General features: G+C 70.0%; 27 protein-coding genes and 1 tRNA gene. 20 read left to right on the top strand and 8 right to left on the bottom strand.

Annotated features, from left to right (window positions below; genetic code table 11):
• Positions 1-2 precede the first annotated feature (2 nt).
• The 7 genes from DU484_RS16150 to DU484_RS16120 are packed head-to-tail and all read left to right on the top strand — an operon-like array spanning position 3 to position 7406.
• Positions 3-503 carry a (2Fe-2S)-binding protein gene (locus tag DU484_RS16150; RefSeq protein ID WP_114606444.1) on the top strand — a complete coding sequence of 167 codons (501 nt, stop codon included), beginning with the start codon at positions 3-5 and terminating at the stop codon, positions 501-503.
• Positions 504-505: 2 nt separating this feature from the next.
• Positions 506-2908 (top strand): xanthine dehydrogenase family protein molybdopterin-binding subunit, encoded by a 2403-nt coding sequence (locus DU484_RS16145; RefSeq protein WP_114606443.1) that lies wholly within the window; start codon positions 506-508, stop codon positions 2906-2908.
• Positions 2908-3792, top strand: a complete 885-nt coding sequence (locus DU484_RS16140) for an FAD binding domain-containing protein (RefSeq protein WP_114606442.1) — start codon at positions 2908-2910, stop codon at positions 3790-3792. The genes DU484_RS16145 and DU484_RS16140 overlap by 1 nt, the downstream gene beginning before the upstream one ends.
• Positions 3793-3806: 14 nt before the next feature.
• A complete protein-coding gene (locus DU484_RS16135) occupies positions 3807-4721 on the top strand; it encodes an AAA family ATPase (protein ID WP_114606441.1) in 915 nt (304 codons plus the stop codon).
• A gap of 6 nt (positions 4722-4727) precedes the next feature.
• On the top strand, positions 4728-6026 hold the full coding sequence (locus DU484_RS16130; protein WP_114606440.1) for a VWA domain-containing protein: 1299 nt from the start codon (positions 4728-4730) through the stop codon (positions 6024-6026).
• Entirely contained in the window at positions 6010-7215 is a 1206-nt protein-coding gene (locus DU484_RS16125) for an XdhC family protein (protein WP_222844863.1), read from the top strand. The genes DU484_RS16130 and DU484_RS16125 overlap by 17 nt, the downstream gene beginning before the upstream one ends.
• The gene (locus DU484_RS16120; protein WP_114606439.1) at positions 7212-7406 is read left to right on the top strand and encodes a hypothetical protein; all 195 of its coding nucleotides are present in this window, start codon (positions 7212-7214) and stop codon (positions 7404-7406) included. Before DU484_RS16125 ends, DU484_RS16120 begins: the two co-directional genes overlap by 4 nt.
• Positions 7407-7421: 15 nt before the next feature.
• Here the strand turns inward: DU484_RS16120 and DU484_RS16115 are convergent, their stop codons facing one another.
• Complete coding sequence (locus DU484_RS16115; RefSeq protein ID WP_114606438.1) at positions 7422-7844, bottom strand: Tfx family DNA-binding protein; 423 nt, start codon at positions 7842-7844, stop codon at positions 7422-7424.
• A gap of 59 nt (positions 7845-7903) precedes the next feature.
• Here DU484_RS16115 and DU484_RS16110 point away from each other — a divergent pair, with 59 nt between their 5' ends.
• The 8 genes from DU484_RS16110 (at position 7904) to gcvH (ending at position 16921) form a co-directional block, all read left to right on the top strand.
• Positions 7904-8875, top strand: a complete 972-nt coding sequence (locus DU484_RS16110; RefSeq protein WP_114606437.1) for an extracellular solute-binding protein — start codon at positions 7904-7906, stop codon at positions 8873-8875.
• Positions 8872-9678 carry a molybdate ABC transporter permease subunit gene (locus DU484_RS16105; protein ID WP_114586962.1) on the top strand — a complete coding sequence of 269 codons (807 nt, stop codon included), beginning with the start codon at positions 8872-8874 and terminating at the stop codon, positions 9676-9678. Before DU484_RS16110 ends, DU484_RS16105 begins: the two co-directional genes overlap by 4 nt.
• Positions 9675-10673 (top strand): ABC transporter ATP-binding protein, encoded by a 999-nt coding sequence (locus tag DU484_RS16100; protein WP_114606436.1) that lies wholly within the window; start codon positions 9675-9677, stop codon positions 10671-10673. The genes DU484_RS16105 and DU484_RS16100 overlap by 4 nt, the downstream gene beginning before the upstream one ends.
• A gap of 62 nt (positions 10674-10735) precedes the next feature.
• A complete protein-coding gene (locus tag DU484_RS16095) occupies positions 10736-11221 on the top strand; it encodes an Lrp/AsnC family transcriptional regulator (RefSeq protein WP_114586960.1) in 486 nt (161 codons plus the stop codon).
• Positions 11222-11458: 237 nt separating this feature from the next.
• Positions 11459-12940 carry a proton-conducting transporter transmembrane domain-containing protein gene (locus DU484_RS16090; RefSeq protein WP_114606435.1) on the top strand — a complete coding sequence of 494 codons (1482 nt, stop codon included), beginning with the start codon at positions 11459-11461 and terminating at the stop codon, positions 12938-12940.
• The gene (locus DU484_RS16085; protein ID WP_114606434.1) at positions 12930-15320 is read left to right on the top strand and encodes a DUF2309 domain-containing protein; all 2391 of its coding nucleotides are present in this window, start codon (positions 12930-12932) and stop codon (positions 15318-15320) included. Before DU484_RS16090 ends, DU484_RS16085 begins: the two co-directional genes overlap by 11 nt.
• A gap of 129 nt (positions 15321-15449) precedes the next feature.
• On the top strand, positions 15450-16544 hold the full coding sequence (gene gcvT, locus DU484_RS16080) for a glycine cleavage system aminomethyltransferase GcvT (RefSeq protein ID WP_114586957.1): 1095 nt from the start codon (positions 15450-15452) through the stop codon (positions 16542-16544).
• On the top strand, positions 16541-16921 hold the full coding sequence (gene gcvH / locus DU484_RS16075; RefSeq protein ID WP_114606433.1) for a glycine cleavage system protein GcvH: 381 nt from the start codon (positions 16541-16543) through the stop codon (positions 16919-16921). The genes gcvT and gcvH overlap by 4 nt, the downstream gene beginning before the upstream one ends.
• A gap of 18 nt (positions 16922-16939) precedes the next feature.
• Here gcvH and DU484_RS20075 read toward each other — a convergent pair whose 3' ends face one another.
• On the bottom strand, positions 16940-17110 hold the full coding sequence (locus DU484_RS20075; RefSeq protein ID WP_181861690.1) for a DUF7838 family putative zinc beta-ribbon protein: 171 nt from the start codon (positions 17108-17110) through the stop codon (positions 16940-16942).
• Positions 17111-17243: 133 nt separating this feature from the next.
• Here DU484_RS20075 and DU484_RS16070 point away from each other — a divergent pair, with 133 nt between their 5' ends.
• The 5 genes from DU484_RS16070 to DU484_RS16050 all read left to right on the top strand — a co-directional run bounded on the left by DU484_RS16070 (position 17244) and on the right by DU484_RS16050 (position 19467).
• Complete coding sequence (locus tag DU484_RS16070; RefSeq protein ID WP_114586955.1) at positions 17244-17483, top strand: glutaredoxin family protein; 240 nt, start codon at positions 17244-17246, stop codon at positions 17481-17483.
• Positions 17480-18013, top strand: a complete 534-nt coding sequence (locus DU484_RS16065) for a cob(I)yrinic acid a,c-diamide adenosyltransferase (RefSeq protein ID WP_114586954.1) — start codon at positions 17480-17482, stop codon at positions 18011-18013. Before DU484_RS16070 ends, DU484_RS16065 begins: the two co-directional genes overlap by 4 nt.
• A 41-nt stretch (positions 18014-18054) precedes the next feature.
• Entirely contained in the window at positions 18055-18957 is a 903-nt protein-coding gene (locus DU484_RS16060) for a DUF7282 domain-containing protein (RefSeq protein WP_114606432.1), read from the top strand.
• Between the two features lie 47 nt (positions 18958-19004).
• The gene (locus DU484_RS16055) at positions 19005-19271 is read left to right on the top strand and encodes a DUF7553 family protein (protein WP_114586952.1); all 267 of its coding nucleotides are present in this window, start codon (positions 19005-19007) and stop codon (positions 19269-19271) included.
• Positions 19272-19392: 121 nt separating this feature from the next.
• Positions 19393-19467, top strand: a tRNA-Val gene (locus DU484_RS16050).
• 25 nt (positions 19468-19492) lie between these two features.
• On the opposite strand, the gene DU484_RS16045 is transcribed toward DU484_RS16050, so the two are convergent.
• The 6 genes from DU484_RS16045 to DU484_RS16025 all read right to left on the bottom strand — a co-directional run bounded on the left by DU484_RS16045 (position 19493) and on the right by DU484_RS16025 (position 22799).
• A complete protein-coding gene (locus DU484_RS16045) occupies positions 19493-19852 on the bottom strand; it encodes a hypothetical protein (RefSeq protein ID WP_114586943.1) in 360 nt (119 codons plus the stop codon).
• A 20-nt stretch (positions 19853-19872) separates the two neighbouring features.
• Positions 19873-20304, bottom strand: a complete 432-nt coding sequence (locus DU484_RS16040; RefSeq protein WP_114586942.1) for an SRPBCC family protein — start codon at positions 20302-20304, stop codon at positions 19873-19875.
• A gap of 54 nt (positions 20305-20358) precedes the next feature.
• On the bottom strand, positions 20359-20484 hold the full coding sequence (locus DU484_RS20515; protein WP_262342804.1) for a hypothetical protein: 126 nt from the start codon (positions 20482-20484) through the stop codon (positions 20359-20361).
• A 66-nt stretch (positions 20485-20550) separates the two neighbouring features.
• Positions 20551-20874: a zinc ribbon domain-containing protein gene (locus DU484_RS16035; RefSeq protein ID WP_114606431.1), complete on the bottom strand. Its 324-nt coding sequence runs from the start codon at positions 20872-20874 to the stop codon at positions 20551-20553.
• Positions 20875-20931: 57 nt separating this feature from the next.
• Entirely contained in the window at positions 20932-21567 is a 636-nt protein-coding gene (locus DU484_RS16030) for a hypothetical protein (protein WP_114586940.1), read from the bottom strand.
• 2 nt (positions 21568-21569) lie between these two features.
• Entirely contained in the window at positions 21570-22799 is a 1230-nt protein-coding gene (locus tag DU484_RS16025) for an outer membrane protein assembly factor BamB family protein (RefSeq protein WP_114606430.1), read from the bottom strand.
• Between the last annotated feature and the right edge of the window lie 46 nt (positions 22800-22845).

Below are 22845 nucleotides of genomic sequence, written 5' to 3'. Positions count from 1 at the left end.
CCATGGCAGCGGAAATTTCACTCACGGTAAACGGCACCGACCACGAACTGAACGTCGAACCCCGATCCCTGCTGATCCACGTCCTCCGGGACGAACTCGGATACACCGGTCCGAACGTCGGCTGCGAGAGCAGCATGTGTGGGGCCTGTACGATCCACCTCGACGGCGAGGCCGTCAAGTCCTGTACCGTCCTCGCGGTTCAGGCCGACGGCCGCGAGGTGACGACCGTCGAGGGCCTCGCCGACGACGGCGAGTTCCACCCCATCCAGGAGGGGTTCCAGGAGGAACACGGCCTGCAGTGTGGCTACTGCACGCCCGGCATGATGATGACCGCCACGCAGCTGCTGGAGGACAATCCCGACCCGACTCGGGAGGAGATCCGGGAGGCGTTGGAGGGCAACCTCTGTCGCTGTACGGGCTATCAGAACATCGTCCGTGCGGTAGAGACCGCCGCCGAGAAGATGCAGGAGCAACCGGCCGTGGCGGACGGAGGAGGTGACTGACGATGGTCGCCCCCGACGAGGGCGTCCAGTCCATCGACCCCGACGACGTCGACGCCGCGGACATCCTCGGGTCCGCCATCGAGCGCCGTGAGGACCCCGCGCTCCTGACCGGCGACGCGGAGTACACCGACGACATCGAACTGCCGAACATGGTCCACGTGGCCATCAAGCGGAGCCAGCACGCCCACGCCCGCATCGACGGGATCGACACGAGCGACGCCGAGGCGTTGGAGGGCGTCCTCGACGTGATCACCGCCGACGACCTCGACGTGCCGGGCAACCTCCCGACCGGCTGGTTGCTCGACTCGCTCGAACAGGTCGAGCACCCGATCCTCGCCGGTGACCGCGTCCGCTATCAGGGCGACGCCCTCGCCGTCGTCGTCGCGGAGGAGCGCTACGTCGCCCACGACGCGCTCACGCGGATCGAGGTGGACTACGACCGCCTCGACGCGGTGACCGACCCCGCCGAGGCGCTCGACGACGACGCCCCCGTCGTCCACGACGACGCCGGCGACAACACTGCCTTCGACTGGGAGATCGGCGACGCCGAGAAGACCGACGCGGCATTCGCGGACGCCGACCACGTCGTCGACCTGGACGTGGAGAACCAGTTGCTGATCCCGAACGCGATGGAGCCCCGCGCCGCCGTGGCGGACTACAACCCCTCGAACGACGAACTGGAGGTTCACATGACCTCCCAGAACCCGCATCTCCACCGCCTGCTCATGTCGGGCGTCATCGACCACCCCGAACACAAGCTTCGAGTGCGCGCGCCGGACGTGGGCGGCGGCTTCGGGAGCAAGATCCACCACTACGCCGACGAGGCGCTGGTGGCGCTCGCGGCCAAGCGCCACGAGCGGCCGGTGAAGTGGACGGCCCGGCGGACCGAGACGTACCTCACGGACGCCCCAGGCCGGGGTCACGACACCCACGCCGAGATGGCGCTCTCCGACGACGGCGACATCCTCGGCTTCCGCGTCGACACCAAGGCGAACCTCGGCGCCTACCTCTCGACGTTCGCGCCCGCGGTACCGACGTATCTCTACGGCACCCTGCTGTCGGGCCAGTACGACATGCCCGCGATCCACTGCTCGGTCGAGGGGGCGTTCACGAACGTGCCGCCGGTCGACGCCTACCGCGGCGCCGGCCGTCCCGAGGCCTCCTTCCTCGTCGAGCGGATGATCCACCGCGCGGCCAAAGCGTTGGGGATGGACCCCGCCGCGTTCCGGCGGCGAAACTTCGTCCAGGAGTTCCCCTACCAGACCCAGGTCGCCGTCGAGTACGACAGCGGCGACTACGAGAAGACCCTCGACCTGGCGCTCGATCACCTCGACTACGACGCGTTCCGCGAGCGACAGGCCGAGGCGCGCGAGGACGGACGGTATCTCGGCGTCGGCCTCTCGGCGTACATCGAGGCCTGTGGGCTCGCGCCCTCGGAACTCGCCGGCCAACTCGGCGCACAGGCCGGCCTGTGGGAGAGTGGTCTCGTCCGCTTCCACCCCTCCGGCACGGTGACCGCGTACTGTGGCACCTCCGGACACGGGCAGGGACACGACACCACCTACGCCCAGATCGTCGCCAACGAACTCGGCGTCGACTACGACGACGTGGAGGTCGTCGAGGGCGACACCGACGAGATTCCACAGGGGATGGGGACGTACGGCAGCCGCTCCGCCGCCGTCGGCGGGAGCGCCCTCGTCAAGAGCTCACAGAAGCTGGTCGAGAAAGCGAAACGGATCGCCGCCCACCAGCTGGAGGCCGCGCCCGAGGACGTCGAGTTCGAGAACGGTGACTTCCGGGTCGCCGGCGCCCCCGACCGCTCCATGACGATCACCGAGGTGGCCACGCAGGCCTATCTCGCCCACGACATGCCCGACGACATGGAGCCCGGCCTCGAAGCGACCTCCTTCTACGATCCGGACAACTTCGTGTTCCCGTTCGGCGTCCACGCCGCCATCGTGGAGGTCGACCCCGACACCGGCGAGATAGACATCGAGCAGTACGTCGCCGTCGACGACGTGGGCAACCAGATCAACCCCAAGATCGTCGAGGGACAGATCCACGGCGGCGTCGCACAGGGTATCGGTCAGGCGCTCTACGAGGGCGCCGAGTTCGACGACAACGGCCAACTGGTGACGGGGTCGATGCAGGACTACACCGTCCCGAAGGCCGAGCACATCCCGGAGATGGAAACCGACTCCACGTGCACGCCCAGCCCGGTCAACCCACTCGGAGTCAAGGGCGTCGGCGAGGCCGGCACCATCGCCGCGCCGCAGGCGGTCGTCAACGCCGTCTGTGACGCGTTAGAGCCGCTCGGCGTCGAGCACATCGACATGCCGCTGAAGGCCGAACGGGTGTGGCAGGCGGCCAACGCGACGGCCGCGACCGACGGAGGTGAGGAGTGATGTACCCCGACGAGTTCGACTACGAGCGACCCGAGACGGTCGACGAAGCGCTCGACCTGCTGACCGAGTACCCCGAAGCCGAGGTGCTCGCCGGAGGGCACAGCCTCCTGCCGACGATGAAGTCGGGGCTCGCTAGCCCGGATCTCCTCGTCGACATCAGCCGCATCGACGAGATGCGGGGCATCGACCACGCGGACGGGACGGTGTCCATCGGCGGCCTCACGAACTACGCGACCATCGACGAGTCCGAGGTCGTTCGGGAGAACGTCACGGTGTTCGCGGAGGCGGCGCACGCCGTCGGCGACGTGCAGGTCCGGAACCGGGGGACCGTCGGCGGCAACCTCGCGCACGCCGACCCCGCCTCCGACCTGCCGGCGGCCGCGCTCGCGGCCGATGCGACGATGGTCGTGCGGGGGCCCGACGGCGAGCGCCGCGTCGACGCCGACGACTTCTTCTTCGGCATGTACGCGACCGACGTGGCCGAAGACGAACTCCTCACACACGTCGAGTTCCCGGCGCGGCCGGCGGCGACGGGCGCGTACGCGAAGAAGCCGAGTCCCTCCTCGGGGTACGCGATGGTCGGCGTCGCCGTCTCGCTGACGGTCGACGCGGGTATCGTCGAGGACGTCGGCGTCGCCGCCAACGGCATCATGGATCACGGCGTCCGCCTCGATCCCGTCGAGGAGGCACTTCGGGGGACGACGCCGGACGACGAGTTGGTCCGGCGGGCGGCCGAGAGCGCCGCGGACGAGTTGGACGAGATGATGATGATGGACGACCTCCAGGCCTCGGCGGCGTTCCGAGCGCAGTTGCTCGAGAGCTACGCCGAGCGCGCGCTTCGGGAGGCCGGCGACGGCACTGGCGTCATCGCCGGGTCGGCGTAACCTTCGCCCGCTTCATGACGGACGACACGCACGCCGACTTCGAGACGCCGACGCGGGAGCAGCTGCAGTCGGTCTTCGACGCGACGGACTACGTCGCCGGGGACGAACTCACGACGACGGTGTTGCTCGCGCTGAAGCTCGGGCGACCCCTCCTCGTCGAGGGCGAACCCGGCGCGGGCAAGACCGAACTCGCGAAGGTGCTCGCCGAGGGGTTCGGGACCGACCTCGTTCGCCTCCAGTGTTACGAGGGCTTGGCGGCCGAGAGCGCCCTCTACGAGTGGAACTACACCAAGCAGCTGCTGGCCGTCCAGTCCGGCGACGGCGAGGACTCGGTGTTCACCGAGGAGTACCTGCTGGAGCGCCCGCTCCTCCGCGCGCTCCGCCACGAGGGTGACCGCCCGCCCGTCCTCCTGATCGACGAGGTCGACCGCGCCGACGAGGAGTTCGAGGCCCTCCTGCTCGAGGTGCTGTCGGACTTCCAGGTGACGATTCCGGAGCTCGGCACCGTGAGCGCCGAGCGACCGCCAATCGTGATCATCACCTCGAACCGCACCCGCTCGCTGAGCGACGCGCTCAAGCGGCGCTGTCTGTACCTCCACGTCGAGCCCCCGAGTGTCGAGAAGGAGCGGAGCATCGTCCGGCGGAAGGTGCCGGAACTCGACGCGGCGGTGGCGGCCGCCGTCTGTAACGTGACCGGCCGGCTCCGCGAGGAACCGCTGCTCAAGCCCCCGGGCGTCGCCGAGACGCTCGACTGGGCGCGGGCGCTGGCCGTCCTCGACGGCCCGAACGGCGACGGCGACGACCCGCTGACCGAGTCCGACATCCGAACGACCGTCGGCTGCCTGCTGAAGGAGGTCGAGGACGTCGACCGCCTCGACGACGAGACCATGTCCGCCCTCCTCGCGGCGGCCGAGGACGCCCCGTCCTGACCATCGATGGCCTCCGACTCCGACCCCGACTCGTTCGGCGAGGGCGGGGGAGACACCCCGCTGACCCCGGTCCGACGCGTCCGCACCGCGCTGGTTCGGTTCGTCGACCACCTCCGCACCGCCGGCGTCGAGGTTCCGGCCGACGGCTCGCTCGTCGCCGCCGAGGCGCTCGGCGCCGTCGGCGTCGAGGACGAAGCGACGGTCCGGACGGCCCTCCGATCCGCCCTCGTCTCCCGCCCCGAGGACCTCGACACCTTCGACCGCCTGTTCGGGCGGTTCTGGACGGTGGTGAACGACGCCTTGACCGAGGACGACCCGGGCGGCGTCGACGCCTCGTCGCTCGACGGTGGCTTCGCCCCGGTGACCGCTCCCGACGCCGACGACTCGGACGTGGCCGAGACGGACGAGACCGACGACGGCGACGGTGACGGATTCCAGTTCGACCACGTCGGCGCCGAGTCGGGGGCGCGGACGCCCGACGCCGAGGGGTCGGTCGCCCGGTTCAGTCCCGTCGGCGAATCGACGCGGGTGCGAGCGGAGGCGCTCGGCGTCGGCACCGACCCGACGCCGGCGGTCCGTGAACTCACCGCCGCGCTGGCGACCCGTCCCGGTCGGCGCCACGCCCCCGCGGCCGACGGCCGACCGGACGTTCGCCGCGCGATGCGCCGGAGTCACGGCACCGGCGGCGCCGTGGTCGAGGTGCCCGAGCGGGCGCCCCAGCCGAACTCGGTCCGCGGCCTCGTCCTCGTCGACGTGAGTCGGTCGGTGCTCGATACGGTAGATCGGGACTTTCTCGTCCGCGTCCTCCGGGCGCTGTCCGCCGAGTGGCGCGACAGCCGAACCTTCCTCTTCGACACCGACGTGACCGAGGTGACGGCGGCACTGGAGGCGGAGTCGGCGTCGGCGACGCTCCGGGCGTTCGACCGCCTCGAAGCCGCGTGGGGTGGGGGGACTCGCATCGGCCACGCGCTGACGACGGTCCGTGACACCGCCCCGACCGCCGCCGACCGGGACACGGTCGTCCTGATCGTCAGCGACGGGCTGGAGACGGGCGACGTCTCGGAACTCGCCGACGGACTGGCGTGGCTCGACCGCCGGACGCGGCTGGTGTTCTGGCTCAACCCGCTCGCGGCGTCGACGGCGTACGAGCCGGCCTGTCGGGGGATGGTGATCGCCCGCCCCCACCTCGACGGGCTCTTCGCCTTCGCCGATCCCGCCGACCTGTTCGATATCGCACGACAACTACGACGCCGACGGCACCCCGTCGGCTACGAGTACGACTGGCGACGTGACGACCGATGCTAGCAAGACATCCCACAGCGACGACCGTACCGACCCGTCGACCGACGACCGCTCGCGGAGGGCCGCGATGATCCCCGACGAGGAGTGGAGCGCGCCCGAGGCGACGGTGATGGCGTCGATCCGTGACGCCCTCGACGCCGACGAGCCGACGGTACTGGCGACCGTCGTCGGCGTCGAGGGGAGCGCGTACCGCGGCCCGGGTGCGAAGATGCTCGTCGCCGGGGACGCCGGCGTGGGCAGCATCACCGCCGGCTGTCTGGAGGACGTGCTGATCGACCTGGCGGGCGAGGTCCGTGCGGACGGCACCCCCCGCGTCGAGCGGTTCGACCTGACGGGCGACGACGACGTGTGGGGCCTCGGCGTCGGCTGTAACGGCGTCGTCGACGTCCTGCTCGAACCCCTCGACTCGGGCTATCGCCCCGTCGTCGACGCGTACGACGGGGGCGAGGCCGCCCTCGTCTACACCGTGGTCGACGCGGACTACTCGGCGGCCCCCGTCGGCGACCGGGCGGTCGCAGTCGGCGACGATCCGATCCCGGACGAGCCACCCGCGTGGTTCGGCGACGACCTGGCCGACGCCGCCCGCGAGTTCCGCCGGCAGGGGGTGTCGGACACCGTCGAACTCCCCCGTCCAGCCGGGCGGATCGAGGTGTTCGTCGACGGCGTGACCCCACCCGCGGACCTCGTCGTCTTCGGCACCGGTCACGACATCTCCCCGGTCGTCGAACTCGCCCGCCGTGTCGATTTTCGGGTCACCGTCGCCGGGTTCCGCGGCGCCGACGCGACGAGCGAGCGGTTCCCGGCGGCCGACGAGGTTCGGTCGCTCTCCCCCGCCCGGGTCCGGGACGAACTCGACCTCGATGCCGACACCTACGCCGTGGTGATGACACACAACTTCGTCGACGACGCCATCGCGGTCGACGAACTCCTCGCGTCCGACGTCCCGTACGTGGGGTTGATGGGACCGCCCGAACGATTCGAGGAGATTGCCGACCAGTGGCACGAGGAGGGCCGCGAGGTGTCGCCGTCGGAGCTCGACCGGCTCTACACGCCCGTCGGCCTCGACCTGGGCGGCGGGACGCCGTATCAGATCGCCTACAGCATCGTCGCGGAACTGCTCGCGATCCGGTACGGGCGCGCCCCCGATCACCTCCGCGAAGCGGAGATGCTCGACCGACGCCTCCAGCCATGAGCGACGGGTCGAGCATGCGCGCCCGGGAGTGGGTGCTCGCCGCTCGGTTCCACGAGCCGGCGGACTACGGCGTCCCCGAAGCGCCCGTCTTCCCCGCCGTCGAGTGCGCGTCGGGCGCGCTCATGCTCAAAGATCCGGAGACCGATGCCGTCGCGATGGTGGCCGGCGGGCCGATGCCGGTCCGTCGGTGAGCGGCCGGTGGGGGATCACTCGTCGACGAACACCTTCACCTCGCCCTCGCGGGTCAACCCGATTTCGACCTCGGTGTCGAGGCGGTTCCGCGACGTGTGGGGTTCGAGCCGGCCGAACAGGTGGGCGTACAGCTCCGGGCGGCAGTAGTCGATCTTCACACCGTCCTCGTCGCCCCGTTCGTACACGGTGTCGATCAGGTCGTCGAAGGTGGTCCCCGCCTCGACGGTCAGGCGGACGGGGGACCTGATCGTTCGAATCAACCCCAGCGTCCGGCGGGCCTGCTCGACGTTTCGCTCCGCCGCCCGCTCGATTGCGCTCACGTTCGAACCAGTCGTCCCGAGGCGCTCGGCGACTTCCCGCTGTGTGAGCCCCCGCTCCCGGAGTTCGAGCACCTCCACCTGTCGTTCGGTCAGGGTCGTCGACTCGGCCGCAACCATACGACTAAAACGAAACCGTTTGAGATAACCTTTTGGCTCAACTGTCTGTACTCCAGGCCATGCACGAGACAGCCGGGGTCCCCCGCCGTGCGTTCCTGTCCGCTGTCGGCGCGGCCGGCGCCGCCGGGCTGGCTGGCTGTGTCGGCGGCCGAGCGGGTGCGAGGGGTGCCGACGACGACTCGGTCGCGATTCTCGCGGCCGGGAGCTTCCAGCACGCACTGGAGACGGGGTTGAAACCCGCCGTCGACGTGCCCATCCGGGTCGAAGCCCACGGATCGGCGACCGTCGCGCGCATGGTCGCCGAGGGACAGCGCGACCCCGACATCGTCACCGTCGCCGACACCGCGCTCTTCGAGGATCCCCTCTCGCCGCCGTGGTACGCGACGTTTACGAGCAACGCGGTCGTCCTCGCGTACAACCCCGAGACGGCGGGAGGGCGACGCGTCGCCGAGGCGGCGCGGTGGTACGACCCGCTGGTCGCGGGCGACGTGCGCCTCGGGCGCACCGACCCGGATCGGGACCCGCTGGGGTATCGCACCCTCTTTACCCTCGAACTCGCCGGCCGCCACTACGACGACGCGCCGGCGCTCCGCGAGGTGGTGCCCGACCGCCGACAGATCTACCCGGAGACGGCGCTGCTCGGCGAGTTCGAGACCGGATCGATCGACGCCGCCTTCGCCTACCGAAACATGGCCGTCGAGCGCGGCTACGACTACGTTTCCCTCCCCGACCGGATCGACCTCAGCGACCCGGCCCACGCCGACCGGTACGCGACCGTCTCCTATACGCTCCCGAGCGGACGGGAGATTCGGGGTAGCCTCATCGCCTACGGCTCGACGATCCGGCGACCGAGCGAGGCCGCGCGGTCGGTCTTCGCCGCGCACACGACCGGGACCTACCTCGACGAGTCCGGCTTCCTGCGCCGCGACGCGTTCCCGCGGTACGAGGGCGACGTGCCCGCCGCGGTCAGGGCGGCGACGAACGGCGACCGCCGCGAACCGACGGCTGCCGACCGAACGAGTCCCCGATGACGACGACACGCTCGATGCGTCGACGCCTGCCCCGCTCCGACTGGCTCACCGTCGCGCTCGCCCTCGGGGGACTGCTCCTCCTCTACTACCTCGCACCCCTCGTCTCGCTGTTTCTCTCGGCGCCGCCGGGTGCGGTCGCCGCCAGCCTGACCGAGGCGACGGTGGTGAACGCGGCGACGACGTCGATCGTCGCCGCGACGCTCAGCACTCTCCTCGGCACCGCCTTCGGCCTGCCGCTTGCGTACTGGCTGGCCCGCGCCGACACGCGGTGGACGGACGCCGTCCTCGCGGCCGTGGTGCTTCCACTCGTCCTCCCGCCGACGGTGGGTGGGGTCGTCCTCCTCACGGTGGTCGGTCCGAACACGCTCCTCGGCGACGTGGCCGCCGCGGCGGGCCTCCCGCTCACCCGGTCGCTCGCGGGCGTCGTCCTCGCCCAGACGTTCGTCGCGTCCCCGTTCGTCGTCGTCACGGCGAAGGCGGCCTTCGAGGGCGTCGACCGGGCGCTCGAACACGCCTCTCGCTCGCTCGGGAAGGGACGCTTGACGACCGCCCGGCGTATCACCCTGCCGCTCGCGGCGCCGGGCGTTCTCGCCGGCGTGACGCTCGCGTTCGCCCGCGCGATGGGCGAGTTCGGCGCGACCATGATGCTGGCGTACTACCCGCGGACGATGCCCGTCCAGATCTGGGTGTCCTTTGTCTCGCTCGGCCTCGACGCCGCCTATCCGGTCGCCATCGTCCTCGTCGTCGTCTCCGCGCTCGCACTGCTCGTTCTGGACACCGTCGCCTCGAACCCGTGGCGATGACTGGCGGCCTCCGCCTCGACGGGGTGACGAAGCGGTACGGACGCTTCGAACTCGGGCCGGTCGACCTCGCCGTCGACGACGAAGTGGTGACCGTCCTCGGACCGTCGGGCTGTGGCAAGACGACGCTCCTCTCGCTGATCGCGGGTACCGTCTCCGCCGACGACGGGAGCCTGACGCTCGACGGCCGATCACTGGACGGCCGGCCACCGGAGGAGCGCGGCGTCGGTCTCGTCTTTCAGGACGGCGCGCTCTTTCCCCACCTGACTGCCCGAGAGAACGTCGCGTACGCGGCGACGGCGGAGGCGCGCGTCGACGACCTGGCCGCGACTCTGGAGATTCGGGACCTCCTCGACAGGCGGCCGGCCGCCCTCTCCGGCGGCGAGGCCCAGCGGGTCGCGCTCGCTCGGACGCTCGCCGCCGACCCCGACGCCCTGTTACTCGACGAACCGCTGTCGAGCCTCGACGCGCCGATCCGTCGGCGCCTCCGCGACGAACTCCACGACCTGTTCGGCGCGCTCGACGTGCCGGTGCTGTACGTCACGCACGACCAGCGGTCGGCGACGGTGCTCGGAGATCGGATCGCGGTGCTCCGGGACGGCGCCGTCGAACAGGTCGGCACCCCGGACGCCGTCCTCGACCGCCCCGAGAGCGAGTTCGTCGCGCGCTTCACCGGCTGTGAGAACGTCTTCGAGGGGACGGTCGTCGAGGACGGCGTCCGCGTCGGCGGCGTCACCCTGCCGGTTGCGACGGATCGAGCGGTCGGCACGGCCGTCACGGCGTGTCTTCGCCCGTCCCGCGTCCGCCTCGATCCGGCGGACGACGACGCCGGCCTCGTCGGCGCGGTCCGTCGCCGTCTCAACGAGGGGGACGGCTGGCGGGTGATCGTCGACCTCGGCGGCGTGGATCTGGTCGCCACCGTGCCGCCGGCGGCCGGGCGACCGCTCGACCCCGGCGACCCCGTTCGGGCGTCGGTCGACGACGTGCACCTGTTGTGATCCCGTCGTCCCCGCCGCTCGACGCCCAAACATACAGGACCGTCGCCACGGACGTACGGGGTATGGGTGACGAGGACATCGACGACGTAGACGGAGCGATTCTGTACGCGCTACAGGAAGACGCCCGAAACACGTCGTCCGGGGATATCGCGGAGCGTACCGGCACCTCCGACAGCACCGTCCGGAAGCGAATCAGGCGCCTCGAATCCGACGGCGTGATCAAAGGGTACAGCGCCGATGTGGACTACGGTCAGTCGGGCTACCCGCTCCGCATGTTGCTCTACTGTACCGCGTCGATCCCGGAACGGGGCGACCTCGTCGCCGACATTCTGGAGATAGACGGCGTCGTTTCGGTTCAGGAACTGGTCACCGGGGAACAGAACCTCCTCGTGACGGCCGTCGGCGAGTCCGACGGCGACATCACGCCCGTCGCACAGGAACTGCTCGACATGGGTCTCACCGTCGCCGACGAAGTGCTCGTCCGGAGCCACGAGACGACGCCGTTCGGGAAGTTCGACCCCGCGCGACGCGGTGAGGACGACGAGTAGCTCCGCGTTCGCCTCCGGATCGGTCCCGCCCACTGCCACTCCCCCGTCAGTGAAACCTCTCCTCCGACGACTGTCTCTCTGAAAACCATAACGTTCTATAATATACAATATTCGAACGATCTGGTAAAATAGACAGATTTAATGCCTATTCTGTTCGTGAAAGTGATGTAGGCGACCGAAACTAGTCTCACGGGGCTGGCGACGCCCCGTCGTGGTCGGTCGTCGACGGAGCAACCGATGCACGAGGAAGAACGGACACCGACCGTGGGATCGCTGCCGACGCCGACGAGTGACGAATCACGCGTTCCGGGGGCGCTGACGCGACTCGTGTGGTTCCTCTGGGTCGCGAGCGTCGCCGTCCTCGCCCTCCGACTGCGGAGCGCCGATCCCTGGACGGTCGGCCCCCTCGCCGTCGACGGACTGACCGCCGTGATGTGGGTCACCGTCACGTTCCTCAGCGGGGTCGTCCACAGCTACTCGCGGCGCTACATGGCCGGGGACCACCACGTGGACCGGTTCTTCGGCCGCCTGTTCGCGTTCACGCTGGTCGCGACGGTACTCGTCGCGGCCGACCACGTCGCCCTGTTCTGGGCCGCGTGGCTCGCGATGGGACTCCTCATGGCCGACCTGATCGGGCACGTCGAGGGCTGGAAACAGGCGAAGGCGGCCGCCTCGCTCGCGCGCCGGTACTTCCTCGCGAGCAGCGCGTTACTCGCTGTCGGTCTCGTGACGCTGTGGTGGGCCACCGGGTCGACGACGGTCTCGGGCATCGCGTCGACCGTCGGCGCGGCGCCGACGGCGGCCGTGCTCGTCGCCGCCGGGGCGCTCCTGCTGGCGGCGATGGTGCAGTCGGCACTCCTGCCCTTCCACACCTGGCTTCTCTCGTCGATGACGGCACCCACGCCGGCCTCGGCGCTGATGCACGCCGGGTTCGTCAACGCCGGCGGGATTCTGCTGGTGCGCTTTGCCCCCGTCGTCACCGTCGACCCGGGAACGATGCTGGGCATCACGGCCGTCGGCGCGGCGAGTGCGCTGCTCGGCAAGCTCCTGAAGACCGTCCAGACGGACGTCAAGGGTCGGCTCGGCTGCTCGACCGTCGGACAGATGGGCTTCATGATCATGCAGGCCGGGCTGGGCTTTTTCGCGGCCGCGATCACCCACCTCGTCCTGCACGGGTTCTACAAGGCCTACCAGTTCCTCTCGTCGGGCGGTCGGGTTTCCCACGAGCACCCGTCGACGGGCGCGACGGGGTCGACCGGCCCCGTCGGCGCCGCCGTGATCCTCGGCACTGGCCTCGCGGGCGGCGTCCTGTTCGCCGCGCTCACGGGCAAGGGCACCGCGCTCGATAGCGGTCTCCTGCTCACGCTGCTGGTCGTCCTGACGGTCCTGCAGGCGGCCCGGACCGTCGTCACCGGCACCACAGTTCCGACGACGATTCGGTACGCCGCCGTCCCGCTGGTCGCTCTCCCGGCCCTCGCCGTCTACGCCGTCTTCTACCGCGTGATCGAGGGGCTGCTGTCCGGACTCCCCGCCGTCGGGGAGCCGATGGCGTTGACGCCGATACACGGACTCGTCGCCGTCGCGTTCGTCGGCGCGTATCTCGCCGTCGAGACCGGCGTCTACCGCCACAGCGAGCGCCTGTACGTGGCGCTGTTGAACGCGTCACAACCCGCCTCGGAGACCCTGCTGACCGCTACGGAGGATTACAATGAGTACTGACCCTGCCATCGAAGCGAGTATCGACGCGGCGGCGGACGCAGTCGGGTCGGCCTGGCCGATCCACTCGTTCGTGACCGCCAACCCGCTCTCCGGATACGAGGACCGCCCGTTCCACGAGGCCGTCGCGGACGCCGAGCGTTTGCTCGGCGGCGACGGCTACCCGAGCGCCGACACCTTCCGCCGTGCGTGGGCGGCCGGCCGGATCGACCCCGACGCCCTACGGTCGCGGCTGGACGCCCACGGCTACGACGCCGACCCCGAGGCGTCGCTCGACCGCATGGCCGCCGCCGACCCCGACGACGGGACGGCGACGCCGGAGACGGATCGGGTCGACGCCATCGTGGCGAAGTGGCTGGCGGCGTTTCTCGATCAGGGATCCGCGTCGTGGTCCATGCCGAACCGCGAGGCGGGGTTCTACGAGGCCTTCCGCACCGTCGCCCCCCACGATAGCGACGTGCCGGACGCCGTCGTCGACCTCCCCGAGGAACCGATCGACGCCATCCGGGACTGCCTCGCAGCCCACCCCGTCGGTCGGTGGCAGGACAGCTTCGAGTTCCACTTGGCCGCGCTGCCGGGTTGGACGGGCCTGCTCAAACAGCGCGCCGCTGACGGCGACGCCTGGCAGTCGACGTATCCGATCACGCTTCCGGGCTATCTGGCGGTGCGGCTGACGCTCGCCGACGCCGTCGACGCGCCCCTCGTACCTCCGGAGGACGGAACGGACGACCGCACGGACGCGGGCACCGTCCCGCTCGCCGACGTCTGGCTGTCCGCGTGGGAGGCGACCTACCGGTCGGAACTGGCCGAATCGGTCGCCGACGCGAGCGAGTCGGTCGCCGAGGACGGGGACGACGACCGCCCGGACGCCCAACTGGTCTTCTGTATCGACACCCGCTCGGAGATCATCCGTCGGCACGTCGAGGCAGCCGGGGACTACGAGACGTTCGGCTACGCCGGCTTCTTCGGGGTGCCGATGCGCTGGGACGGCTACGACGCCGACGTGACCGTCGACGCCTGTCCGCCGATCCTCGACGCGGAGCATCGCATCGCGGAGCGTCCCACGGCGGCGGCCGAGGCGGACGCGTACGACGACTGGCACGCCGCACTCGACGCCGGGAAGGCGGCGGTCAAGCGGCTCAAATCCAACGCCGCGACGGCCTTCAGCTTCGTCGAGAGCGCCGGCGCCGGCTACGGCGCCGCGCTGGCTGCCCGCACGCTCCTGCCGGGACGCGTCCGGGACCTGTTCCACGCCGCCGACCGGACCCCCGAGACCCACGAGTTCTGTGAGCCGACGGTCGACTACAACCCGGACTCGGTCCACGAGCTTCGCGAGGGACTCACGCTCGAGGAGAAGGTGACCTACGCCGAGACGGCCTTCGACCTCATGGGCTGGGCGGAGTTCGCCCGCGTCGTCGTCTTCACCGGCCACGCCAGCGAGACGGCGAACAACCCGTTCGATTCGAGCCTCGACTGTGGCGCCTGTGCCGGCAACCCCGGCGGCCCGAACGCCCGCGTCCTCGCCGCCATCTGCAACGACGACGCAGTCAAGGCGGAACTCCGCGAACGCGGGATCGACGTCCCTCACGACACGGTCTTCCTCGCCGCCGAACACAACACGACCACCGACGAGGTGCAGCTGTACGACGGCCACGTCCCCGAGACCCACGCCGAAGATATCGACCGGCTCCGTGCCGACTTGGCGACCGCACGCGCCGATGCGGCCGCCGAACGCGCCGCCGACATGGGCGGCGACGCCGACGCGGGCGTCCGCGAGACCCAGCGCCGCGCCGGCGACTGGGCGGAGACGCGCCCGGAGTGGGGGTTGGCCGGCAACGCGGGCTTCGTCGTCGGTCCCCGCGCCCTCACCGACGGCCTCGACCTGGACGGGCGGTCGTTCCTCCACTCCTACGACTGGGAGACCGACGACGGGGAGGCACTCGACGCCATCCTGACCGGCCCGATGGTCGTCACGCAGTGGATCAACGCCCAGTACTACTTCTCGACTGTCGACAACGCGGCCTACGGCAGCGGGTCGAAGGTGACGCACAACCCCGTCGGCAACGTCGGCGTCTACCAGGGCAACGGCGGCGACCTGATGACTGGGCTCCCGCTACAGTCCCTGACGAGCGCCGACGACGAGCCGTACCACCAGCCGCTCCGGCTCTCGACGGTCGTCCACGCCCCAATCGAGCGCGTCACCGGGATTCTGGCCGACCACGAGGAGCTGACTACCCTCCTCGACAACGGCTGGCTCTCGCTGACGGTCGTCGATCCGACACAGGACCACCGCGCGTTCCACTACGAGGGGGCGCTCAACTGGGAACCGATGGACGGACGCGTGGCGTCGCGTGCGCCGACCGCCGCCGCGTCGGACGACTGAGTCGGCTGGCGACGGCTCCCGTTCGGTCACGTCCGCCGCCGATTCTATATCGCAATATACGGTTTACGCCCCGGTCGTTCGTCGGCTTTCGGACAAAACCATTAGGTCACGAGGCGTTGAGGGGTGAGCATGGGCCTCCGGAAGCCACCCTTACGCGAGATGCACGCCGAGCGGGACGCCTCGTTCACCGAGTTCGGCGGGTGGGAGATGCCGGTGGAGTTCGACTCCATCCGGACAGAACACGCCGCAGTCCGCGAGTCGGCGGGCATCTTCGACGTCTCGCACATGGGCGAGATTCAGGTGGCCGGTCCCGACGCGACGGCGCTGATGGGTCGGCTGACCACCAACGACGTATCCGAACTCGAACCGGGCGACACCCAGTACGCGTGCATCACGGACGAGTCGGGGGTGATCCTCGACGACACGATGGTGTTCAGGTTGCCCGACCGGGAGGGCCAGCCCCACTATCTGTTCATCCCGAACGCGGGCCACGACGCCGAGATGTACGAGCGGTGGGTCTCCCACCGCGACGAGTGGGGCCTCGACGCGACGGTGGACGACACCACCGAGGAGTGGGCGATGCTGGCGCTCCAGGGGCCGGAAGCGCCGGATTTGGCCGCCGAGGCGAGCGACGGCCTGACCACCGACATCGACCGGTTCGAGGCCACGTTCTGCGAGGTGGCCGGCGTGCGCTCTTTCACTTCCAGAACCGGCTACACCGGCGAGGACGGCTTCGAGTTCCTCGTCCCGTGGGACGAGGCCGAGACGGTGTGGTCGGCCTTCGACTGCCAGCCCTGTGGCCTCGGCGCGCGGGACACCCTCCGCTTGGAGATGGGCTTTCTCCTCTCCGGCGAGGATTTCCACCCCGAGGACGAACCCCGCAACCCCTACGAGGCGGGCGTCGGCTGGACGGTCGACCTCGATACGGAGTTCGTGGGCCGTGACGCCCTCGAAGCCGTCGAGCGCGAGGGCGTCGACGAGCGCTTCCGGGGCGTCGTCCTCCAGCAACGCGGCGTCCCTCGCCACGGCTACGAGGTGGTCGACGCCGACGGCGACCACCTCGGTCACCTCACCAGCGGGACGATGAGCCCGACGCTCAACGAACCCATCGGCCTCGGCTACCTCTCGACCGAACAGGCACCTCCGGGCACTCGTGTCCGCGTCGTCGTCCGGGGCGAACCGAAGCAAGCAAACGTAGTGACGCCCCCGTTTATCAACAGATGAGCTTCGACGTACCCGCGGATCGACGGTATCTGGAATCGCACGAATGGACGACGACCGACGGCACCGTTCGCATCGGTATCACGGACTTCGCACAGGACGAACTCGGCGACGTGGTGTTCGTCGAACTGCCCGCGGAGGGCGACGAGGTGACCAAAGACGGCGAGTTCGGCGTCGTCGAGAGCATCAAGGCCGTCTCCGACCTCGTCTCGCCCGTCTCGGGCACCGTCGTCGGTGTCAACGAAGACCTGTTCGACGCGCCGGAACTCGTCAATCAGGACCCCTACGGCGACGGCTGGATGATCGAAGTCGAGCCGAGTTCGGAGGGGGAGTTCGACGACTTGCTCACCGCCGACGAGTACCGCGAACAGATCGAGTAGCGCCGCGGTCGTTCCTTTTTAGAAGCCGACGTGTTCGGAGCTGTCGATGCCGTCGATGCGGACGAGGCCGTAGTCGCAGTCGGTACACACCCACTTCGTCTTCTCCCCAAGGTGAAGCGTCGTGCTCGCCGTCCGCCAGAACGTGTCGTTCGAACACTCCGGACAGTCGTGTTCCATCTCCAGACTCATAGCTGTCTTTCGGTGGGCGGCTCAATTGAAGATACTGGTTGCCGAAATGCGCGATAAACCACATGTCGCGATACGAAGTTCACGGGCACGCCCCCGGGCCAAGCTACTTGCCCACCGCGTCCCAAGGCGAGGTATGTCGATCACGCTCTACGCGCTCGACGGCTGCCCGTACTGCGAGAAGGTCCACGACGCCCTGGAGGCGAACGGTATCGACTACGAGACGGTCTGGACCGAAGCGCTCCACTCGAAGCGCAACGAGGTGAAACGCGTCAGCGGCCAGCGCGCCGTGCCCGTCATCGTCGACGACGAGCGCGGCGTCACGATGGCCGAGAGCGCCAACATCCTGGAGTACGTCGAGCGGACCCTCGCATGAAGATCTACACCGGCCGGGGCGACGAGGGGATGACCGATCTCCGGGACATGTCCCGCGTCTCGAAGACCAGCCCCCGAATCGAGGCCTACGGCACCGTCGACGAGGCCAACGCGCTCGTCGGGACGATCCGGCCGACCGGGTACGACGACGTGGACGAGTATCTCGAACGGGTGCAAAATCACCTCCACATCGTACAGGCCGACTTCGCCAACCCCGATCCGGACGAGGACGCCCCCGTCGTCCGCGAGGCCCACACCGAGCAGTTGGAGGACTGGATCGACGCCGCCGACGAGGAACTCGACCCGCTGGAGTCGTTCGTCCTCCCGACGGGAAGCGAGGCCGGCGCCGCCCTCCACCACGCCCGGACGGTCGTCCGCCGGGCCGAGCGCCGGGCGGTCGACCTCGCCGGCACCGATCCCGTCAACGCCGAGGCCATCGCCTACCTGAACCGCCTCTCGGACGCCCTCTTCACCTTCGCTCGCCTCGTCAACAAGCGCGACGGCGTTCGCGAGGATCGGCCGTCCTACTGACCGTCGAAACCGACTTTCACGGCGACACCTAACGGTCGACGATGCGTCCGCTCGTCCCACTTTTCGCGTTCGCCGTCGTGGTGTCGGCGGTCGCCGCCGGAATCGGCGCCGCGGACGCTGGCGGGTCGTCCTCGACCGTCGACGCCGACCACCCCCGACGCGTCGCCATCGTCGACGTGGGCCCCGTCGACGACTCGAATCGCTCCGGCGTCCGCCCCGTCGAGGCCGGATCGACGCTTCTGGTTCGTGGCACCACCAACCGCCGCCCCGACGACAACGCCATCGACGTGTCGGTGATCGACGGTCCCGACGCCGACCGCTTCGGGTTCGACGTCGTCGAGTCCTGGGGGTACGACGGCGTCTGGATCGCCCGGCTCCCCGTTCCGGCGAACGCGACGCCGGGCACGTACCTCCTCGAAGTCCGCGTCGACGGCGACTCGGACGTACAGCCCTTCGAGGTGGTCGAGCGCCGGTCGGCGACCCTGGGGGCTGCCTCGCTGAGCGACGCCGTGCGCACCGTCGCCGTCGAGAACGTCTCCCTCCCCGACGGCGGCTACGTCGAGGTCCGTGACGGCGACGCCCTCGCCGGGCGGTCGGCTCACCTTGCCCCCGGGAGACACGCCCTCGTCGTCGTTCCCGTCGAGGGCGTCGACGCCGGGAGCGACCTCCGAGCCGTCGCCGTCCGCGGGACGGCCGAGACCGTCGGTGATACGTACCGGCGGAACGGGATGCCGGTCACCGTACCGGTACCGTTGCCGCCGGTCGGACCGACGCCGACGGCGAGTCCGACGCCGACGGCGAGTCCGACGCCGATTTCGATTACCCCGTCGTCGACCGCGACCGTGACGCCTCCCCCCACGACCGGAGCCGGCCCCGGACTCGGCGTCGTCACCGCTCTCGCCGCCGTCGGGGTCCTCGGAGCCCGCGGCGTCGGCCGATCCTGACTCCCCTCGCCACAAGAGCTATATTTGTCGTCTACGTTTGGTCATATATGAACAAGCACTTCGAGGATGCACTGTACTACATCGGGCGAGCGGGCGAGCACGCGAAGGAAGGTGTCGTGGAGGAACTCGGTCCGCTGGAGGAGCGCTTCCGCGAACTCACCGGGAAAGAAGAGGAGCCGGAGCCGTCCCGCCTGGAGAAGTTGCAGGACGAACTCAAGGAACTGGAGGCTCGCGCCGAGGGCGAGACGAAGACGGCCATCGCGGACGCTCGGGAACGAATCCGGCGCTACCGCAGCGGCGACGCGGCGGAGTAATCGACGCTGTCGACGCCGTCGATAGATTTTCGCCGGCTGTCTCGGCGACGAGCCGTGACGGCTTCCGACAGTCCCTATAAGACAACCCTTAAGTCGACATCACCAGTACTCCGTACTGGCAGGGTTGGTGGTCTAGCCCGGTTATGACGGCTCCTTCACACGGAGCAGGCCGGCGGTTCGAATCCGCCCCAACCCACTCGTTTCTTACCGCCGTCGTCCGATCATTCGAACACTTGGTCGTCCGTCGGCGTCAGCCGCCGCTTTTCGTGGAGATAGTACGTAAAGAACCCCGAGAATCCCGCCATATACGGCGTGACGATGGCGAGTTGGTCGAACGCGCCGACGGGCACGTCGAAGACGGCGCCGCCGACGCCGACGGCGAAGGTCACCACGGCGGCGAGCAGGAGCGTCGCCGCGCCGACTTCCCACAGGAGGGTCAGCCGCGGACTGTGGCCCGCGGGACGGTAGCCACAGATCGGACACCGCTTCACGCCCGTCGGGACGGGTTCCTCGCAGCAGCCACAGCGGTCGGTCCTCGTGGAGGCGTCGTCGGCCGTGGCGGCGGGAGCGCGGCCAGACACGGATTGGTCGGCGTCGGCGGTCAGGTTTCGAGCCGCGTCTTCAGGTTCTGGAGCGTCGTCCGCAGTTCGCGCTCGTTGTACTTGCGGACGAACGGCGCCGCCAGCCGGTCGAGGACGGGGATGGGGAGGTCGTACTCGGCCGCGTAGCCCACCCTGACGCCGTCGTCCTCCGGAGAGAAGGTCCACTCGATGGTACCCTCGATACCGCCGGTCATCTCGAAGACGATTCGTCGGGGCGGGTCGTAGACGGTCGCTTCCACCTCGCCGTCGAGCGGAACGCCGGCCATCCGGTAGGTGTAGGTGGCGCGCTTGCCGCCGTTCGGCAGTTCCGCGACGGTTTCGACGGCCGAGAGGCTGGGCGAGATTTCGGCTTGGTGTTCGGGCACGTCCATGTAGTCGAACGCCGTCTCCGGATCGACGGCGACGTGGATTTCGTCCTCGATGCGGACCATGGGGACGACGCTTCGGGCTCGTCGGAGAAGTTCGTTCCGGCCCGTGGAATCGAGTCATGCGCCGCGTGCCGGGCGCTCGACGGCGCGTCCGGCGTCGGTGAACGTCGCCCCGTCGTCGGCCTCGCCGGTGGCCCGGAGGGCGGTTTCCATTGGCGATTCGTGTCGGTACAGATCGGTCATGATTGTGAAACCCCCGACCGCCGAGAGACGTAGCGTTGACGGTTTCGGCGCGCCGCGGGTCGTCGCTCACCCGAACGTGTCGTCGTCGGTCGGCGTCGCCCGACGCTTTCGGTGGAGGTAGTACGCGAAAAACCCCGAGATGCCGGCGGTGTACGGGGTCACGATGGCGATGCGGGTGAGGTCGCCGACCGGCAGATCGAACGCCGAGGCGGCGACGCCGCCGACGAAGACGACCACGGAAGCGACGACGACGCCGACGAGGGCGTACTCGGCGAGGCGTGTCGCACGCCGATTCCGGGGGCCGGGACGGTAGCCACAGAGCGGGCACCGATCCACGTCGGTGGGAATCGTCTCCTCGCAGCGACCGCAGGTACCTTGTTCGTCCGACATATTCGGCGGGTAGGATTCCGGCGGCTTGAGTCCGTTCCCGCCGTCGCACTGGCGAAGTCAGGTCGCCCCCGCCCGATCCCACAGGTCGTAGCCGACGACACCGACTGCCAGCGCGACCGGGAGAGTGATCGGGAGGCCACCGACCCCGTCGAACGAGACGCCGGCACCGACGTTGGCGACGAGAACTGTAAGGGTCACGACGGGGCCGCCGGCGAGCGCCGCGCCGAGCCGTCGGCGGCCGGAGCGCAGGTGGCCGACGCCCCACGCCACGAGACCGGGGAGGGCGAGGAGAAGCCCCAGCAGCCCGAGGCCGACGCCGAGCAGGACGTTCAGGGCGACGGTCGGGTCGGCGGTCCCGCCCGGTCCCGCCGAGACGACGAGCATCGTCGCCAGCGTCCCGACGGCGACGCCGACGACGGCGACGACGGCGAACCAGCGCTGCCAGCGAGCCATCCGCTCCCGGTCGCGGCGAAACAGGGCGAGCAGCCCGACCAGTATCAGCAGCGCCGCCGCGACGGCGACGGCGGGAGCGACGGTTCGTTCGAACCATAGCGCGCCGAACCGGGGGGGATCGAAGACGTAGGAGTCCGTGGGTCGCGGCCCGAGCCAGCGTGCGGGCAGGGTGGCGACGAGGGTACAGAGACCGCCGAGGGCGGTCAGGCCCCCGAAGACGCGGTTCGACGGCGTCCACATCGTCAGGCACCTCCGACGGCGGCGACGGTACCGCGGCGGGTGACGGTGACGACGCCGTCGTCGAGGACCGCCGGCGGCACCGTCCGATCCGCGGCCGCGTAGCCCCACGTCGCCTCGCCGAAGCGTTCGGTGAACGCGACCAGTTGCGGGTCGGCGGCGCCGGACTGGAGCGCGAACGCGTGGCCGCCGGCCGCGGCCGTGACCGACCCCTCTGCGACGTACGAACACCACCGCGGCTCCGGCGACCCGTCGCCGTCGCGGTCGAAGGCGAACGTCGCGTCGGCCGCCTCGGACGGGCGTTCGACCGTGTAGACCGTCTCGGGCGTGACCACCGGCGCGGAGAAGGTCCGCCCGCCGCCGCGGTCGACCGCCCACCGCTCCCGGCCGTCGTCGAGGGCGAGCCCGACGAGTTGGCTGTACGTCCCGAGGAAGACGGTGTCGTCGGCGACGACGGGGTGGAACTCGGCGCGCGCCGACGCCGACCACTCCCGGTCGCCGGACGCGGCGTCCAGCGCCACCGTCTCCTCGCCGCCCGCGACGACGGTCCCGTCGGCCACGGCGGGCAGGGTGGCCTCGACGTCGGCGACCCAGCGTCGACTCCCGTCGCGGGCGTCGAGTTCGGCGAGGCCGTCCGTCGTCGGAGCGAGGAGTCCGTCCCCGTGGACAGCCGGCACGCCCGTCGCGGCCGCGTCCGTGGCCCGCCACGCGACGGTACCGTCGTCGGCGTGCAGGGCGACGACGCCGTCGGCCGTCGCCAGATACACCCGGCCGTCCGCGACGACGGGTGGGGCGAGTTCGTCGTCGTAGCCGACCGTCGGATCGGTCGTCGCCGGCGTCGTTTCGTGGTGCCAGCGCTCCGACCCGTCCCGGAGGGAGAGCGCGAAGGCTCCCTCCGCGGTCGTCACGTACACCCGTCCGTCGGCGACCGTCGGCGAACTCGCGGCGGCGCCGGCGCCGTCGACGGGCGGGGCGGAGAGCGTCGTTCGCCAGCGGAGGGTCGGCGAGTCGGTCGGCGGTCGGACGGGGGCGTGGCCCGTGTTACCGGCATCGAAGCGGGGTTGGGGCCACGAGCCACCGGGGAGCGTCTCGAATCCCGATCCGGCGGTCCCGTCGACGACGACCGACGGCTCCGGCGGGTCGCTGTCGGGGCACGACGACGAACACCCGGCGACGCCGGCGGCCGCGCCGACCGCGAGCGTTCGGAGGAGCGTCCTGCGAGTGATGGAGGGCATCGAGCGTCGTGTTGTGACACTACCTTGAAATGAGTCCCGGTTCCGG

The organism is Haloplanus rubicundus, assembly GCF_003342675.1.
In the GTDB taxonomy this organism is placed as follows: domain Archaea; phylum Halobacteriota; class Halobacteria; order Halobacteriales; family Haloferacaceae; genus Haloplanus; species Haloplanus rubicundus.
Note: the sequence above shows the minus strand (reverse complement) of the source record. Positions and strands in the feature narration are given on the sequence as shown.

Coding starts and splice junctions, on each gene's coding strand:
- DU484_RS16025 (WP_114606430.1), bottom strand. CDS start 22,799: ATGCCCTCCATCACTCGCAGGACGCTCCTCCGAACGCTCGCGGTCGGC.
- DU484_RS16070 (WP_114586955.1), top strand. CDS start 17,244: ATGTCGATCACGCTCTACGCGCTCGACGGCTGCCCGTACTGCGAGAAG.
- DU484_RS16105 (WP_114586962.1), top strand. CDS start 8,872: ATGACGACGACACGCTCGATGCGTCGACGCCTGCCCCGCTCCGACTGG.
- DU484_RS16145 (WP_114606443.1), top strand. CDS start 506: ATGGTCGCCCCCGACGAGGGCGTCCAGTCCATCGACCCCGACGACGTC.
- DU484_RS16095 (WP_114586960.1), top strand. CDS start 10,736: ATGGGTGACGAGGACATCGACGACGTAGACGGAGCGATTCTGTACGCG.
- DU484_RS16060 (WP_114606432.1), top strand. CDS start 18,055: ATGCGTCCGCTCGTCCCACTTTTCGCGTTCGCCGTCGTGGTGTCGGCG.
- DU484_RS16100 (WP_114606436.1), top strand. CDS start 9,675: ATGACTGGCGGCCTCCGCCTCGACGGGGTGACGAAGCGGTACGGACGC.
- DU484_RS16130 (WP_114606440.1), top strand. CDS start 4,728: ATGGCCTCCGACTCCGACCCCGACTCGTTCGGCGAGGGCGGGGGAGAC.
- DU484_RS16055 (WP_114586952.1), top strand. CDS start 19,005: ATGAACAAGCACTTCGAGGATGCACTGTACTACATCGGGCGAGCGGGC.
- DU484_RS16115 (WP_114606438.1), bottom strand. CDS start 7,844: ATGGTTGCGGCCGAGTCGACGACCCTGACCGAACGACAGGTGGAGGTG.
- DU484_RS16120 (WP_114606439.1), top strand. CDS start 7,212: ATGAGCGACGGGTCGAGCATGCGCGCCCGGGAGTGGGTGCTCGCCGCT.
- DU484_RS16090 (WP_114606435.1), top strand. CDS start 11,459: ATGCACGAGGAAGAACGGACACCGACCGTGGGATCGCTGCCGACGCCG.
- DU484_RS16040 (WP_114586942.1), bottom strand. CDS start 20,304: ATGGTCCGCATCGAGGACGAAATCCACGTCGCCGTCGATCCGGAGACG.
- DU484_RS16085 (WP_114606434.1), top strand. CDS start 12,930: ATGAGTACTGACCCTGCCATCGAAGCGAGTATCGACGCGGCGGCGGAC.
- DU484_RS16035 (WP_114606431.1), bottom strand. CDS start 20,874: ATGTCGGACGAACAAGGTACCTGCGGTCGCTGCGAGGAGACGATTCCC.
- DU484_RS16150 (WP_114606444.1), top strand. CDS start 3: ATGGCAGCGGAAATTTCACTCACGGTAAACGGCACCGACCACGAACTG.
- DU484_RS16030 (WP_114586940.1), bottom strand. CDS start 21,567: ATGTGGACGCCGTCGAACCGCGTCTTCGGGGGCCTGACCGCCCTCGGC.
- DU484_RS16135 (WP_114606441.1), top strand. CDS start 3,807: ATGACGGACGACACGCACGCCGACTTCGAGACGCCGACGCGGGAGCAG.
- DU484_RS16140 (WP_114606442.1), top strand. CDS start 2,908: ATGTACCCCGACGAGTTCGACTACGAGCGACCCGAGACGGTCGACGAA.
- DU484_RS20515 (WP_262342804.1), bottom strand. CDS start 20,484: ATGACCGATCTGTACCGACACGAATCGCCAATGGAAACCGCCCTCCGG.
- gcvH (WP_114606433.1), top strand. CDS start 16,541: ATGAGCTTCGACGTACCCGCGGATCGACGGTATCTGGAATCGCACGAA.
- DU484_RS16110 (WP_114606437.1), top strand. CDS start 7,904: ATGCACGAGACAGCCGGGGTCCCCCGCCGTGCGTTCCTGTCCGCTGTC.
- DU484_RS20075 (WP_181861690.1), bottom strand. CDS start 17,110: ATGAGTCTGGAGATGGAACACGACTGTCCGGAGTGTTCGAACGACACG.
- DU484_RS16065 (WP_114586954.1), top strand. CDS start 17,480: ATGAAGATCTACACCGGCCGGGGCGACGAGGGGATGACCGATCTCCGG.
- gcvT (WP_114586957.1), top strand. CDS start 15,450: ATGGGCCTCCGGAAGCCACCCTTACGCGAGATGCACGCCGAGCGGGAC.